Genomic DNA, 14,729 nt, shown 5'->3' with positions numbered 1-14,729 from the left:
GTTCGCTGACCAGCACGGTCCGGCGCTGCGTGCGGGCGCCGTCGTGCACGGCACACAGCCCATGCCGCGCGACGCCGGCCGAGGCCGCTGCCTGCAGCAGCAGCCCATGCCAGCTGGCGGCGCCCTGGTTCGCGAGGTGCCACACGCCCTGCTCGCCGTCGACCAGCAGATCGAGCGTGGCCATCGCCAGGTCGAGCGCGTAGGTCGGCGACAACAGGTGGCCGCCGGCCGCATCCCACCGCTCGCCGCGGCGCAGCGACTGCAGCGCGCGGGTGACGAGGTTCTCCCGGTCCCAGGCGCAGAACGATGCGGTGCTGCTGCGCACGATCAGCGCGCCGCCATGCTCGGCCATCACGCGCCGTTCCAGCTCGGCCTGCAGCTCGCCGCAGCGGCTCGCCGGACACGGCGCGTCGCTTTCGACGTACGCGTCGGCCTTGTCGCCGGCGAAGACCTGGTCGGTCGAGAAGGCCACCAGCGGGATGCCCTGCGCAGCGCAGCGCGCGGCCAGCGACACGGCATCGCCGCTGCCCGCCTTGCGCGCATCGATCGCCGCCCACGGGCGCAGGCGCCTCAACGCGTTGTCGATCGCGCCCTCGCCTCCGTCGGGCCGCACCGCCGTGTCGACCAGCCGGAACGGCAATCCGCGCAAGCGGCACAAGCGGGCGAAGACGCCGCCGCGGCCGCTGGCGGCACCGACGATCAGCAGCACCGGCCCCTGCAGCGGCATCGCGGCCCGGCTGCCGACGACCGGGACGTGGTGCCGCAGCTTGCGCTGCCACCAGCCGGCGCCGTGCAGCACCGGATGCGCCGCTGCCGCGCCTTGCGCCAGCGCCTTCGCCAGCGTGGCGAGCCCGGTCGGCCGCGGCGGCGTGCTGCGCGAATCCCACAGGCCGGGCTCGTAGTGGCCGGCGCGGCGCGTGACGAGGCTGTCCCAGTCAACCGTGCCGAATGCGGCCCAGGCGGTGACCGCACGCACGTCGACGCCCTGCTGCTGCAGGTGCAGCGCGCCCTGCCAGGCCTGGTTCAGCCAGCGCATCTGTTCCTCGCGGGTGCAGCCGATGTGCGCCTCGGTCAACGCGACGGGCCGGCCGTAGCGCTGCCAGGCCTCGCGCAGGCGCGCGACCGGCCCGCCGAGCGGCGCGCCGCGCACGCGCACCGCCTCGGTGTCGACATAGCGATGGCGCTGGTTGCCGCCGTGCCGCTCCACCGGGTAGAGCGCGAGCCGGTCGTCGAGGTAGCGCTCGCTGGTCACGTAGCTGTTGATGCCGATCACGTCGGGCAGGCAGGGTTGGTCGACCAGGTCCCGCAACTCGTCGCGGGCCGCGCCGTGCCGGCGCAGGTACGACCACATGCGGTGCGACGGCACGACCCGCCCGGCCAGCAGGTCGAAGGCCAGCCAGCGGCGTGCGTTCTCGAAATCCGCCTGGTACTGCAGCGCGGCAGCGGCGTGCGTGAACCCGAGGTCGTCGGTCTGCACCAGTTGCGCCTGCGGCGCGTGCTCGCGGATCGCCCGCATCGCCGAGCGGACCGCCAGCACCTGGTTCAGCAGCGCGCGCACGAAGCAGGCGTCGCTGCGGCCGTGCGGATGCCACAGGCCGTAGAGGCCGCTGAACCGCGCGGTCGTCAGCGGCTCGTTGACCGGCGTGTAGCGGTCGAGCTGCGGGTAGCGGCGGGCCACCTCGCCGGCAAAGCGGGCCAGTCCAGGTGCGAAGCCCGGATCGAGCAGGTTCGTCGAAGGCGGGCCGCTGCCGTGGTGGACCAGGCCGGCGATGCAGCGCAGGCCCAGGCGCGCCATGCGGTCCAGCCGTGCGTCGCACCAGGCCCAGTCGCAGCGGCCATCGTCGCGCTGGGTGCGCTCCCACAGGATCGGGAAGCGGATGCAGCGGATGCCCAGATCGGCCAGCCGGTCGAGGTCGTCCAGCCGCGCGGCAAAGCCGGTTTCTTCAAGCTGGTCGCGGGTCGTCGGGCCGACACGGTTGACCGTGCATTCCGGCCCGGCCCACAACTCGAGCGGCGTCATCCGTCGGTGGCTCCGGACCCGGCCTCGACCGCGCCGTGGCGCGCGCGCAGGCGCTTGAACGCCGTCAGCGCCTGGCCCACCACCTGGTCCATGTTGTAGTACTTGTAGGTCGCGAGCCGGCCGACGAAGGTGACGTCGGTGCAGCGCTCGGCGGCTTCTTCGTAGCGCTTGTACAGCGCGGCGTTCTCGGGGCGCGGCACCGGGTAGTAGGGATCGCCGTCGGCCGTCGGGTACTCGTAGACCACCGAGGTCGTCGGGTGCTGCTGCCCGGTGATGTGCTTGAACTCGCTGATGCGGGTGTACGCGCAGTCGTTCGGGTAGTTCACCGTGCCGACCGACTGGAACTGCGCGGTCGGCAGGTTGCGGTGCTCGAAGCGCAGGCTGCGGTACGGCAGGCGCCCGAACTCGAAGTCGAAGAACGCATCGATCGGCCCGGTGTAGACCATGTGGTCCCACGGCAGCAGCCCGGCGATCTCGCGGTAGTCGGTGTTCAGCATCACCTTGATGTTCGGGTGCGCCAGCATCTTCTCGAACATGCGGGTGTAGCCGTGCAGCGGCATCGCCTGGAAGCTGTCGTTGAAGTAGCGCGCATCGCGGTTGGTGCGGGTCGGCACGCGCGCGGTGACGCTCGCGTCGAGCTCGGACGGGTCGAGCCCCCATTGCTTTCGGGTGTAGCCACGGAAGAACTTGTTGTAGAGCTCGCGCCCCACCTTGTTGACGATCACGTCCTCGGAGTTGTTGATCTCGGTCTTCTTCTCGGCCACCGAGTCGAGCCATGACGTCATCTCGAACGACGTGAGCGTCATGCCGTACAGCCGGTTCACCGTGTCGAGGTTGATCGGCAGCGGCACCAGCTGGCCGTCGACGCTGGCCAGCACATGGTGCTCGTACGGCCGCCACTCGGTGAAGCGGGACAGGTAGTCGCGGATGTCCGCGGCATTGGTGTGGAAGATGTGCGGCCCGTAGGGATGGATCAGCACGCCGTGGTCGTCGTAGCGGTCGTAGGCATTGCCGCCGATGTGCGGGCGCTTGTCGACGATCAGCACCCGCTTGTCCAGCTCGTTGGCCAGGCGCTCCGCGAGCACGCTGCCGGCGAACCCGGCACCGACGATGAGGTAGTCGAATCCTTTGCGGCCGGTGGCGCTGCCTCGCTGGCCGATGTCTTTCCCTGCCATTTGCTCAGTCCCTTTCATGTGACAGCCGATCGTGCGCTGTACACGCCGATGAACCTGTAGGAGCAGGTGTCCTGGGACTTGTAGGCGCTGTCCTCTTTTGCAGCGAGGACTCCCATTGCGAGAAGCGACGTACTAGCCTGCAGGCACCCAGGCAGAGCGGCCATGTCGGCCGCACCCACTCAGGAGCTGAACATGGCCACGAAGCAATCGCAATCCCAGTCGCAAGATGATGAAGACGACGCGTCCACCGACGCGATCGAACTGCTGGAGCAGGACCACCAGGAGGTGAAGGACCTGTTCGACCAGTACGACGAGCTGGCGGACAACGAAGGCAGCGAAGCCGACAAGCAGGCGATCGCGCTGCAGATCTGCACGATGCTGACGGTGCATGCCACGATCGAAGAGGAGCTCTTCTATCCGGCAGCGCGCGACGCGCTGAAGGAAGACGACCTGGTCGACGAGGCGGTGGTCGAGCATGCCAGCGCGAAGGACCTGATCGCGCAGATCGAAGGCATGGAACCGGGCGACGACCTGTACGACGCGAAGGTCAAGGTGCTCGGCGAGCTGATCGACCACCACGTCGAGGAAGAGGAAGGCGAGATGTTCCCGAAGGTTCGCAACGCCGGCCTCGACCTGCAGGTGCTGGGCCTCGCGATGGCCAGCCGCAAGGACGACCTGCTGGCCGAGGCCGGCGAAAACTCGTCGGTGTGAGCTGCGCGCAAGCGCCGCACCCGTCGGATGGCCGGCCGGCCCGGGCCCCGCGTCGCCGGGGCCCGGGCTGCGTCAGGCGTTAGAGTACCCGCGATGAACTCCAAGCTCGGGTACCCCGAGATGAAAGCGTTCCTGCGCTTCTTCTCCTCACGCTTTCTGGATCAGCGCTGCCGATCCGCGGACGATCGGCCGATGAACATGCTCGAACGGCACGAGCGGGTGTCTGCAGCCAGCGCCGAGTCGGCACTGCGCATGGCCGTCAACAACTGCCTGGAGATCTCGTCTCCCTGGCCCTTGTCCCAGGTCATCGCACTCGACGCGGAGATGCAGGCCACCGGCATCCCCAGCCTGTCGCAGGTACGGTCGCGGGTCTGGGGCCGGTACGCCGCGATGCTGAAACGCGGCGCCATTCGAAACAGCGACGAGGCCGCCGTGGCCCAAGGTGTCCTGGCCGATCGGTCGCTCGCGCAGAGCCTTCCCGCCGTCGAACGGGCGAGCCTTCAGGCGATGGTGGGTGCCTATGGGCCCCAGCGCGCCCACCCGTCCAACGAGAGGCGCCCGCCGGCCGGTGCGGGCCGTGCGGCCTCCCACGTCAGACGCTAGTCACGACCGTCGCGATGCGCGCACTCCTCATCGCACTTCTCATGCTTCCCGCCGCAGCCATGCCGGCCAGCGAGCCCGTCGGCCCGCTCGAGACCCGCCTGCGTGCGGACGGCATCGAAGGCGTCAACGCCTACCTGGGCGGGCAAGCGTCGATCATGGCGGATCTGCACCAGCGGACCGCCGACTGCGACACGCAGGCCATCGACCTCACCGTCAAGCTGAGTCGCGGCCGGAATTCGAAGACCACGGACGGCCACCGGGAAGCGCTTCGCATCGCCGTCGGCACCTGCACCGAGAACGTGCTGTCCCTGCTCTCGCTGAACGAGGTTCCGAAGATCTGCGCCGCCGCGTCGTCGTGGACGATGACCCAGACGGCGAGAGAACTGCGGCGCCGGATGCGGGCCATCGAAACCGACGCAGCCCTGCGCTCGACCGAGCGCGGCAAGGCCTGCGGCGCCGCCTACCTTCACGAGCTTGAGACCACCCGCGTCGGCATCCGGGTCGACCAGCCGAGGCAGCGACCGAAGTGATCTGCAGGGGCTGATCAACCGGCTTCGGCCGCCCACTGCACCGCGTCGGCGCCGGCCGGGAGGCGCAGCGGCGCCGACGGATCGGTCGCGGCACGCCACACGGCCTCGGCCACGTCCTTCGAGCGCGTTCCCGGCCCCGTCGACGCCTGCATGCGGGCGATGGCCTGCCGCATGAACTCGCCGTAGGCCGCGTCGTCGATGCCACGCAGCTGGGCCCGCGCGGTGTCGCGAAAGCGCGTCTCGCCGGACGATCCGGGCAGCACGATGTGCACGCGCACGCCGAACTGCTCGACCTCGGCCGCGAGCGATTCGGTGAACGCATTCACGGCCGCCTTCGCCGCGCGGTAGACGCCCACCAGCGGCAGCGGCTTCAGCGTGGCGCTCGACGTCACGTTCACGACGACACCGGATCGGCGCTCGCGCAGCTGCGGCAACACGGCCTGCGTGACCGCCATCGTGCCGAAGGTGTTGGTCTCGAACAGCTCGCGCACCGTCTCCAGGCGGGTGAGCTCGAACGGCGCCGGTGCGCCGAAGCCGGCGTTGTTGACCAGCACGTCGATCGGGCCGGCGGCGTCGACGGCGCGGCGGATGCTCTGCGCATCGGTGACGTCGAGCTGCAGCACGCTCAGGCAGGCGGACGGCGGCAGCACGTCGTCGCGCGGCGTGCGCATCGTGGCGATCACCCGCCAGTCGCGCTCGAGGAAATGGCGTGCGGTCTCGAGGCCGAAGCCGGAGGAGCAGCCGGTGATCAGGACGGTCTTCATGGAGGTCTTTCAACGTGGATGGCGATGACCGCACGATAGGCCGCCAGAACCGTACTCGCTACACTCCGAAGTCCATGAATCATTTGCGAGAGTCCGGCCGTGGTGGATCCGCTCGCCGAGGTGGTCACGCTGCTGCAGCCGACGGCCCGGTTCTCCAAGAACATCGTCGGCGCGGGTGCGTGGCAGATTCGCCGCTCGGACGCCGGGCAGCCGTTCTACTGCGCCGTCCTCGAGGGCGCTTGCCGCCTGACGCTCGACGGGCACGAGCCGATCGTGCTGCAGGCCGGCGACTTCCTGCTCGTCCCCGCGGTCTTCGGGGTCGCCATGTCCAGCCTCGACGCGCCGGCCGGCGCGGCCGACTCGATGCCGGTCGCGTTGGGACCGGGGCGGTTCAGGATCGGCGTGCAGGACGGCCCGACCGACCTGCGCATCCTGGCGGGCCATTGCAGCTTCGGCTCGCCGGACGCGGCACTGCTGGTCTCGCTGTTGCCGCAGCTCGTGCACGTGCGCGGCGAGCCGCGGCTGGCGACGCTCGTGCAGTGGGTGGGCCAGGAGTCGAGCGCGCAACGGCCCGCCCGCGAGCTGGTGCTCGCGCGCCTGCTGGAGGTGTTGCTGATCGAGGCGCTGCGGTCGACCACCGGCACGGCCACGTCGCCGGGCCTGGCACGCGGGCTTGCCGACGCGCGCCTGGCGGCGGCGATCCGCGCGATGCACGAGCAGCCGACGCGGGCGTGGACGGTCGCGGAGCTGGCCCGCGAAGCCGCGCTCTCGCGCTCGACGTTCTTCGAGCGCTTCCACCGCGCGGTCGGCCTGGCCCCGATGGCGTACCTGCTCGCATGGCGCATGGCGCTCGCGAAGGACCTGCTGCGCCGCGACGAAGGCAGCATCGCCGACATCGCCGAGCGCGTCGGCTACAGCTCGGCGAGCACCTTCAGCGTGGCCTTCGCCCGCCACGTCGGACGGCCGCCGACGCACTACGCGCGCGAGCAGGCAGCCTTTCAGCGCCTCGGCGCGTGAAACGGAGGCCCACGAGGCGCTCGCCGACGGAAAATGGCAACAGAACGATCGGCAACGATCGCCCCGACACCCCCGATGCGGCCCGCCGCGAGACACAGAAAGCAGCACGCCATGGCCATCCAGTGGTTCCCAGGCCACATGCACACGACCCGCAAGGCCATCGCCGATCGCCTGCCGGAGATCGACGTCGTGATCGAAATGCTCGACGCGCGGCTGCCGGGCTCGAGCACCAATCCGTTGCTGGCCCAGCTGACGGCAGGCAAGCCTGCGCTGAAGGTATTGAACAAGCAGGACCTCGCCGATCCGGAGATCTCCGCGCTGTGGCTGGCGCATTACCAGGCCCTGCCGGACACCCGTTCGCTGGCGCTGGATGCCGGCGCCACCGCGCCGGCACGCGCGCTGATCGACGCGTGCCGGGCGCTGGCGCCGCACCGCGGCGGCATGGTCAAGCCGGTGCGGGTCTTGATCTGCGGCATTCCCAACGTGGGCAAGTCGACGCTGGTGAACACGCTGAACGGCCAGCGCGCCGCCAAGACGGGCGACGAACCGGGCATCACCAAGCTGGAGCAGAGGATCCTGCTGGCCAGCGACTTCCACCTGTTCGACACGCCGGGCATGCTGTGGCCGCGGATCCTCATCGAAGAGGGCGGGTACAACCTGGCGGCCAGCGGCGGCATCGGCCGCAATGCCTACGACGAGGAAGAGGTGTCGATGGCGCTGCTGGCCCGCGTGCGCCATCGCTACGCGGACCGGCTGGTGGCGCGCTACAAGCTGGCCGACATCTCGGCGATGACCGACGAGGCCTTGCTGGCCGAGGTGGGCCGCAAGCGCGGCGGCCTGCTGCCCGGCGGCCGCGTGAACATGCAGAAAGCTGCCGAGGTCACGTTGAACGACTTCCGCAGCGGTGCCTGGGGCCGCGTCACGCTCGAGACGCCCGACGAGTTCGCGCACTGGCAGGCAGCCGGCCTGGCGGCCGAAGAGGCGCGAAAGGCGAAGAAGGAAGCACGCGCGAAGGCGTGACGGCACGTCGTTTCGATGGACAGCCGGGGTTCGCCGGCCTGCCGCGAAACAGCCGTCAGGCGTTCGTCGCCGGCCGATGCACCGGCAGCGTCACGCGGAACGTGGTGCCCTGGCCCAGGACACTCTCGACGTCGATGCGGCCGTGGTGCTTCTGCACGATGCCGTACGACAGCGAGAGCCCGAGCCCCGTTCCCTTGCCGACCGGCTTGGTGGTGAAGAAGGGCTCGAAGATGCGCTTCAGCGTGTCCGGCGGGATGCCCGATCCGGTGTCGGCCACTTCCATCCAGACGTCGGTGTTGTCGGCCGCCGCGCCGGTGCGGATCACGATGCGGCCGCGTTCGTCGCCCATCGCCTGCGCCGCGTTGACCACCAGGTTCATCACCACCTGGTTGATCTGCGACGGCAGGCACTCGACATCCGGAATCACGCCGTACTCCTTGACCAGGTCGGCCTTGTACTTGACCTCGTTGGCCACCACGTTCAGCGTCGAGTCGATGCCCTGGTGCAGGTCTGCCAGCTGGAAATCCTGCGAAGAATCCACCCGCGAGAAGTCCTTGAGGTCCTGCACGATCTGGCGCACCCGCACGATGCCCTGCCGGGACTCGCGCATCAGCACCGGAATGTCCTCCTTCAGGAACGCCAGCTCGATCTCGTCGCGCAGCCTGCGCAGCCGCGCAGCCACGTCGGGCGGGCCGACGCTGGCCTCGGCGGCTTCGTACGCGGCCAGCATCTCGAACAGCTTGCCGAGGTAGTCCTCCAGCGTGCCGAAGTTCGAGAAGATGTAGCCGATCGGGTTGTTGATCTCGTGCGCCACGCCGGCCGCCAGCTGGCCGATCGACGCGAGCTTCTCCGACTGCACCAGTTGCCCCTGCAGGTGCTTGCGCTCGGCCACCTCGGCCTGCAGCGCCTCGTTGCTGCTCGTGATCTCGCGCGTGCGCTCGACCACCGCGTCTTCCAGCCGCGTCAGTTGCACCGCGGCGTCCTGCGTCATCTGCCACTTGGCGGTCAGCATGTTCGCGAGCTGGCGCACCTCGATCGCGTCGAAGGGTTTCTTCAGGATCAGCAGCCGGTCGCGCACGTCCAGCGTGGCCAGCACCTCGTCCCACGAGGTGTCGGCATACGCGGTGCAGATGACGACCTGCAGCCGGGGGTCCGACTGCCACAGGCGCTCGATCGTCTGCACGCCGTCCCACCCCGGTGGCATGCGCATGTCCACGAAGGCCAGCGCATAGGGCAGGCCTGCCGCCATCGAAGCGTCGACGCGGGCCAGCGCTTCCTGCCCCTGGTAGACGGAGTCGAGTTCGAAGGCGCTCGCCGCCGCCGGCGGTTCGTCGCCGAACAGCGCCGCCTCGACGGCACCCAGTGCGCCGCATGCCGCCGGCGGCACGAGGATCTTGCGGAAATCCTCGTGGATCGCCGGCATGTCGTCGACCAGCAGGATCCGGCGGTTCTGCGCCGGTGTCATCGCGAGTCCTCCTGCGAGCCGATCGGTATCTCCAGCACGAAGGTGGCGCCGCAGCCGGCGCCCTGGCTGTGCGCGCTCAGCGTCCCACCCATCTCCTGGGCCGCCATGGCGCAGCTGTGCAGGCCGAAGCCGTGGCCATTGCTGCGCGTGGTGAAGCCGTGGGCGAAGACGTGGACCAGGTTCTCCGGCACGATGCCTTCTCCGTTGTCGGCCACCGTGATGCGCAGGACACGTCCATCCGCCGCCGGCAGCAGCGCGGCGCCCAGCGTGATGCACGGGCTCTGGCCGGCCGGTGTGCCGCTCATCGCCTGCTTCGCATTGCTGATCAGGTTCACCAGGATCTGCAGCAGGCGGTGCCGGTCCAGCGGGAGCTCGGGGAACTCGGGAACCTGCTTCACGACCTCGACCTTGTGGCGCGTCAGCGCGCCCGCGTTCATGCGCAGCGCGTCGTCCAGCAGTTCGTCGAACTTCAGGAACTCGACGACACGCGATGCGCCGGCATACGACTGCTGCGTCGCGACGACCTCCTTGATGTGGTCGACGCTCTTGGCCAGCAACGCGAGTTCCTCGGCGATGGCAGCCTGCTCGGCCAGCAGCACCTGCGCCAGGTCGCGCAGGTAGCCCGGCAGCAGCTTGCCGCGGGTGTCCTGCGTCAGGAAGGCGCCCAGATCGCCGGCATGCTCGTCCATCAGGCCGACCGCGCGCTCCAGGCCCTTGAGCTTGGAGGCGCGCAGCCGGTCGCCGATCAGGCCGGCGGAGATGTTGACGCTGTTGAGCACGTTGCCGACGTTGTGCAGCACGTTGGTGGCGATCTCGGCCATGCCGGCCAGCCGCGACGCTTCGAGCAGTTGCCGATGCACCTCGCCGATCCGGCGCTCGGCCTCCTTCAGTTCGGAGATGTCCTTGGTGATGCCGAAGGTGCCGATGATCTCGCCGTCGCGGTTGCGCAGCGGCATCTTCGTGGTCAGGGCCCAGGTGTCGGGCCGCCCGTCCATCCAGGTTTCCCGCTCGACCTTGCCGACCATCGGCAGGCCGGTGCGGATGATCTGCTGCTCGTCCTCGAAAGCCGGCCGGGCGTGCGCCTCGGAGAACACGTCGAAATCCGACTTGCCGACCAGCCCGTCCGGCGTCGTCATCCCGAACTGGAGGGCCTGGGCTGCACTCGACTTGATGAAGCGCGACTGCCTGTCCTTGAAATAGATGTGGTCCGGCGAGTTGTCCAACAGCGCCCGCAGCAGATCGCGATCGTCGACATCCACCGGCGGATTGGAACGGATGACGCAAGACATGAAGTGCTCCCCGGCACTGTGCGTGCCTTCTGTGGCCGCCATGATCCGCCGGACGCGGCCCCGCCGGTCCACCGAAGAGCGCGGCGAAGCCGGATCAATTCCGTCCTCGCGGACCGGGACGACGCCTGGAGTCCGGCCTGTCCACATGCCACCGCTGAGGATTGCTGCACGGTCGGGGCCGGCCGCATCTGACTTGCCGCTCAAGAAGACGGCTTCGCCTCCGAAGAGAAGCGCATTCGCGCGTTCCGGCGGCCCCGAGGCTGTCCTGCGCTTCACCGAGCGAGGAAACCTTGAACACCGTTGCCAACCTGAAGATCGGTACGCGCCTGACGGGGGCCTTCGCGATCGTGATCGGCCTGTTGATCGCCGTGGCCGCCGTCGGCTACACGAAGATCGATGCGGTCCATGCCAGCACCGAGACGATCCTTCACGACCGCTACGCCAAGGTCGCGCTGGCCCAGACGGTCGAGAACGAGGTCAACAAGCAGCTGCGGGCCGTGCGCACGGCCATCATCGCCACGGACGCCGGTGTCGCGCACTCCGAGCTGCGCAAGATCGAGGACTCGGCGCCGGTGGTCAACGCGGCGATCGAGCGCCTGACGGCCACCGTGCACACCCAGAAAGGCAGCGCGGCGCTGAACGACATGATCGACAGCCGCACGAAGTTCAAGCAGCGCGAGGTGGAGCTGGTCGAGCTGATCAAGGCGGGCAAGAGCGAAGAAGCGCGCAGCCTGCTGGTCGCGGCCATCCTGCCGCTGCAGACCGCGTACCTGGCATCGATCGAGGCCTTCACGAAGACGCAGGTCGACGGCATGGAGCAGTTCGGCGCAGACGCGTCCGCGCTGGCGAGCACGGCGCGCATCCTCACCGTGAGCCTGTCCGGGCTCGCGGTCCTCGTGGCGGTCGGCGTTGCGGTCCTGCTGACGCGTTCGATCACGGTCCCCATCGCGACCGCCGTCAAGATCGCCCAGACCGTCGCGGCCGGCGACCTGACCTCGGTCATCGAGGTGAAGAGCACCGACGAGACCGGCCAGCTGCTGACCGCGCTGAAATCCATGAACCAGAGCCTGGTGCGCATCGTCGACCAGGTGCGGCAAAGCAGCGACTCGATCGCCACCGGGTCCGGCCAGATTGCCACCGGCAACGCCGATCTCTCGCAGCGCACTGAAGAGCAGGCTGCCAACCTGGAGCAGACGGCCGCTTCCATGGAAGAGATCACCGCCACGGTGAAGAACAGCGCCGGGGCGGCACGCGCCGCCACCGAGCTGGTCGCGTCGGCCACCTCGGTGGCGACCAAGGGCGGCGCGGTCGTCGCGCAGGTGGTGTCGACGATGGACGACATCGCGGCCAGCTCGCGCAAGATCGCCGACATCACGGGCGTGATCGACGGCATCGCGTTCCAGACCAACATCCTGGCGCTCAACGCGGCGGTCGAAGCGGCGCGCGCCGGCGAACAGGGCCGCGGTTTTGCCGTCGTCGCCGGCGAAGTCCGCTCGCTGGCCCAGCGCGCGGCGACCGCGGCGAAGGAGATCAAGGCATTGATCGGCGAAAGCGTCGGGCGCGTCGAAGCCGGCTCGCAGCTGGTGGGCAGCGCCGGCACGACCATGCAGGACATCGTCTCGCACGTGCAGCGGGTGAGCCAGCTCATCCACGAGATCGGCAACGCCTCCGAAGAGCAATCCCTCGGCATCAGCCAGGTGAGCGATGCGGTCAACCAGCTCGACCAGGTGACGCAGCAGAACGCGGCGCTGGTGGAGCAGTCGGCGGCGGCCGCGGAAAGCCTGCGGACGCAGGCCAGGCGCCTGACGGAAGTCGTCGGCGAATTCCGCCTGGACATGACGGCGGTTGCCGCCGCCTGAAGCCCGAGCGCCGGACGGCGACGTGCGCGACGTGCCGACCTGCACCTGCGCGCGATGACGGGTCCGGCCGCCGCAGGCGCGCGCTTCCTCGCGCCCCCCGGCGAGAGCCTGTGGGCCCGCGCCGTTCGACGATGAAGGCCTGACAGCCGATCCGGCTCGCCTACCATCGCGCACCATGCACCTGCTCCTGATCGAAGACGATGTTGACCTGGGCGCGTCGCTGCAGCAGGGACTGCGCGGCGCCGGACTGAGCAGCGAATGGCTGCGCACGGCATCCGATGCGCACCGCTTCGCGATGGCAGGCGGGCACCACTGCATCGTGCTCGACCTGGGCTTGCCGGACGGCCACGGGCTCGACCTGCTGCGCGCATGGCGCCGCGACGGCCTGGCCGTGCCGCTGATCGTCATCACCGCCAGCGACACGCTGGACGATCGGCTGGCCGGCCTGGACGAAGGCGCCGACGACTTCATCGTCAAGCCCTTCGCCGTGGTCGAGCTGATTGCGCGCGTGCGCGCGGTGACGCGGCGTGCCGCGCAGCAGGCGGCGTCGGTCTGGACCATCGGCACGCTGGCCATCGACATGCGCCAGCGCTCCTGCACGGTGGACGGCGAGCCGACGAGCCTCTCGGCGCGCGAGTTCGACGTGCTGGCGGCGTTGGCGCGCGCCGGCGGCAGCGTGGTGCCGAAGCACCGCCTGGCACAGGCCCTGGCGCCACTGGGCGAGCCGCTGGACTTCAACGCCATCGAGGTGCATGTGCACAACCTGCGGCGCAAGGTCGGCGCGGAGCGCGTGAAGACCGTGCGCGGCATCGGCTACCTGCTGGCCGGAGAACGGGCGTGAGCGCAGCCGCCGCGGCGCGCCCGCCGCGGCTGCAGCGGCGCGTGCTGCTGGCGATGCTGAGCGTGATCGTGCTGCTGTTCCTCGTCTTCTTCGGCATCATCCTGTGGGAAGCGCTCAGGCGCGATTCGGGCGAGCTGGACCGCACGCTGCTGCGCAACGCGCAGAGCCTGGCGCGCACGCTGGAGCGCATGCCCGACGACGCCAGCGCCAGCGCCGGCGTCACCGTCTTCCTGAACCTGAGGGCCGACGCCTCGGCCAACGACCCGAGCGGCGAACCCCGGCCGCTGCTGCTGGTGTCCCGCCGCGACGGCAGCCTGCGCCTGCCGGCGGCGCGGCCCGGCGACGCCGACCCGCTGCGCCTGCCCGAGGGGCTGTCGGACGCCGTGCACCAGGGCGCCACGCTGCGCAGCTACACCGCCAGCAGCCCGCACTGGACCGTGACGCTGCTCGACGACGATGTGCGGCGCACGCGCTGGGCCGCACGCGAAGCCGGCGTCGAGCTGCTGGGCTACCTGGCGCTCACGCTGCCGGTCATCCTGCTGCCGGTGTGGCTGGCGCTGCGCGCCGCACTGGCGCCGCTGCAGAGCCTGTCGGACCAGGTGGCGGTGCGCGCTCCCGCCGACATGAGCCCCATCGTGCTGCCCAAGGGCTACCGCGAGTTGCTGCCGCTGCAGACGGCGCTGAACCGGCTCTTCGAGCGCATGGCCGCCACCTTCGCCCGGGAGAAGGCCTTCGTGCACGACGCGGCGCACGAGATGCGCACCCCGCTGGCCGTCATCGGCGCCCAGGCCCATGTGCTGCAGACCAGCGAGGGCCCGGCGCGCGACGAGGCCGCACGCCGCCTGCAGGGCGCGATGGAGCGCGCCTCGCACCTGACGCACCAGCTGCTTCGCCTGGCCCAGGCCGACGCGACGGCGCTCGCGCCACGCGAACCGGTGGACGTGATGAACCTCGCACGCGACACCCTGGCCGGCATGACCGAGCTGGCGACCGAACTCGGCAGCGAGCTGTCGCTGAGCGGCCCCGACAACGCCGTGCTCGCCACCGACCCGCGTGCGTTGCGCTCGGTGCTGAGCAACCTGGTGGACAACGCGCTGCGCTACGGCGGGCGGGGCGTGCTGGTGGACGTGAGCGTCGACCTGCAGCCCGCGCGCTGGCAACTGCGCGTGGTCGACGACGGCCCGGGCATTCCTGCCGCACACCGCGAGCAGGTGTTCGAGCGCTTCTGGCGCGCCAGATCCCAGGACGAGCGCGGCGCGGGGCTGGGCCTGGCCATCGTGCGCGAGGCAGCGCGCTCGCTGGGCGGCGACGTCGACCTGCAGGTCGGCCCGGGCGGGCGCGGCTGCAGTTTCACCGTCGACCTCCCTCGAAGCTAGGAGTCCGTCTTCAGGAAGCACGAAGGTGATTGCGGCGAGCATCTCGCTCCCCGTCACTG

At 70.0% G+C, this 14,729-nt stretch carries 12 protein-coding genes and 1 pseudogene; 8 read left to right on the top strand and 5 right to left on the bottom strand.

Annotated features, from left to right (window positions below; genetic code table 11):
* Positions 1-58: 58 nt before the first annotated feature.
* Both ASC98_RS31560 and glf read right to left on the bottom strand, forming a co-directional pair.
* Positions 59-727: pseudogene (locus ASC98_RS31560) on the bottom strand (sugar nucleotide-binding protein); the annotation flags it as partial.
* A 1,289-nt stretch (positions 728-2,016) separates the two neighbouring features.
* Positions 2,017-3,195 (bottom strand): UDP-galactopyranose mutase, encoded by a 1,179-nt coding sequence (gene glf / locus ASC98_RS07470; RefSeq protein ID WP_056810785.1) that lies wholly within the window; start codon positions 3,193-3,195, stop codon positions 2,017-2,019.
* Between the two features lie 192 nt (positions 3,196-3,387).
* On the opposite strand from glf, the gene ASC98_RS07465 reads away from it, so the two are divergent.
* The 3 genes from ASC98_RS07465 (at position 3,388) to ASC98_RS07455 (ending at position 5,039) form a co-directional block, all read left to right on the top strand.
* Positions 3,388-3,906: a hemerythrin domain-containing protein gene (locus ASC98_RS07465; protein WP_056810783.1), complete on the top strand. Its 519-nt coding sequence runs from the start codon at positions 3,388-3,390 to the stop codon at positions 3,904-3,906.
* A gap of 93 nt (positions 3,907-3,999) precedes the next feature.
* On the top strand, positions 4,000-4,509 hold the full coding sequence (locus tag ASC98_RS07460) for a hypothetical protein (protein WP_056819838.1): 510 nt from the start codon (positions 4,000-4,002) through the stop codon (positions 4,507-4,509).
* Between the two features lie 14 nt (positions 4,510-4,523).
* Positions 4,524-5,039, top strand: a complete 516-nt coding sequence (locus tag ASC98_RS07455) for a hypothetical protein (RefSeq protein ID WP_157598122.1) — start codon at positions 4,524-4,526, stop codon at positions 5,037-5,039.
* Between the two features lie 14 nt (positions 5,040-5,053).
* Here ASC98_RS07455 and ASC98_RS07450 read toward each other — a convergent pair whose 3' ends face one another.
* Positions 5,054-5,803: an SDR family oxidoreductase gene (locus ASC98_RS07450; protein WP_056810773.1), complete on the bottom strand. Its 750-nt coding sequence runs from the start codon at positions 5,801-5,803 to the stop codon at positions 5,054-5,056.
* A gap of 99 nt (positions 5,804-5,902) precedes the next feature.
* On the opposite strand from ASC98_RS07450, the gene ASC98_RS07445 reads away from it, so the two are divergent.
* The gene (locus ASC98_RS07445; RefSeq protein WP_056810770.1) at positions 5,903-6,820 is read left to right on the top strand and encodes an AraC family transcriptional regulator; all 918 of its coding nucleotides are present in this window, start codon (positions 5,903-5,905) and stop codon (positions 6,818-6,820) included.
* Between the two features lie 111 nt (positions 6,821-6,931).
* Positions 6,932-7,840, top strand: coding sequence for a ribosome biogenesis GTPase YlqF (gene ylqF, locus ASC98_RS07440; protein ID WP_056810769.1), 909 nt, complete (start codon positions 6,932-6,934; stop codon positions 7,838-7,840).
* A 55-nt stretch (positions 7,841-7,895) separates the two neighbouring features.
* On the opposite strand, the gene ASC98_RS32095 is transcribed toward ylqF, so the two are convergent.
* Together ASC98_RS32095 and ASC98_RS07430 are read right to left on the bottom strand one after the other, a co-directional pair.
* A complete protein-coding gene (locus ASC98_RS32095; RefSeq protein ID WP_056810765.1) occupies positions 7,896-9,305 on the bottom strand; it encodes an ATP-binding protein in 1,410 nt (469 codons plus the stop codon).
* Positions 9,302-10,564: an ATP-binding protein gene (locus ASC98_RS07430; protein WP_056810763.1), complete on the bottom strand. Its 1,263-nt coding sequence runs from the start codon at positions 10,562-10,564 to the stop codon at positions 9,302-9,304. Before ASC98_RS07430 ends, ASC98_RS32095 begins: the two co-directional genes overlap by 4 nt.
* 320 nt (positions 10,565-10,884) lie before the next feature.
* Here ASC98_RS07430 and ASC98_RS32090 point away from each other — a divergent pair, with 320 nt between their 5' ends.
* From ASC98_RS32090 to ASC98_RS07415, 3 genes are all read left to right on the top strand, one after another.
* Complete coding sequence (locus tag ASC98_RS32090) at positions 10,885-12,453, top strand: methyl-accepting chemotaxis protein (RefSeq protein ID WP_056810759.1); 1,569 nt, start codon at positions 10,885-10,887, stop codon at positions 12,451-12,453.
* Between the two features lie 175 nt (positions 12,454-12,628).
* A complete protein-coding gene (locus ASC98_RS07420; RefSeq protein ID WP_056810756.1) occupies positions 12,629-13,294 on the top strand; it encodes a response regulator in 666 nt (221 codons plus the stop codon).
* A complete protein-coding gene (locus tag ASC98_RS07415; protein ID WP_056810754.1) occupies positions 13,291-14,670 on the top strand; it encodes a HAMP domain-containing sensor histidine kinase in 1,380 nt (459 codons plus the stop codon). The genes ASC98_RS07420 and ASC98_RS07415 overlap by 4 nt, the downstream gene beginning before the upstream one ends.
* The last annotated feature ends 59 nt before the right edge of the window (positions 14,671-14,729 follow it).

Origin of the sequence: Rhizobacter sp. Root1238, assembly GCF_001425825.1 — a bacterium.
Classification (GTDB): Bacteria; Pseudomonadota; Gammaproteobacteria; order Burkholderiales; family Burkholderiaceae_C; genus Rhizobacter.
The sequence above is the reverse complement of the archived record's forward strand: the minus strand, read 5'-3'. Positions and strand labels throughout refer to the sequence as shown.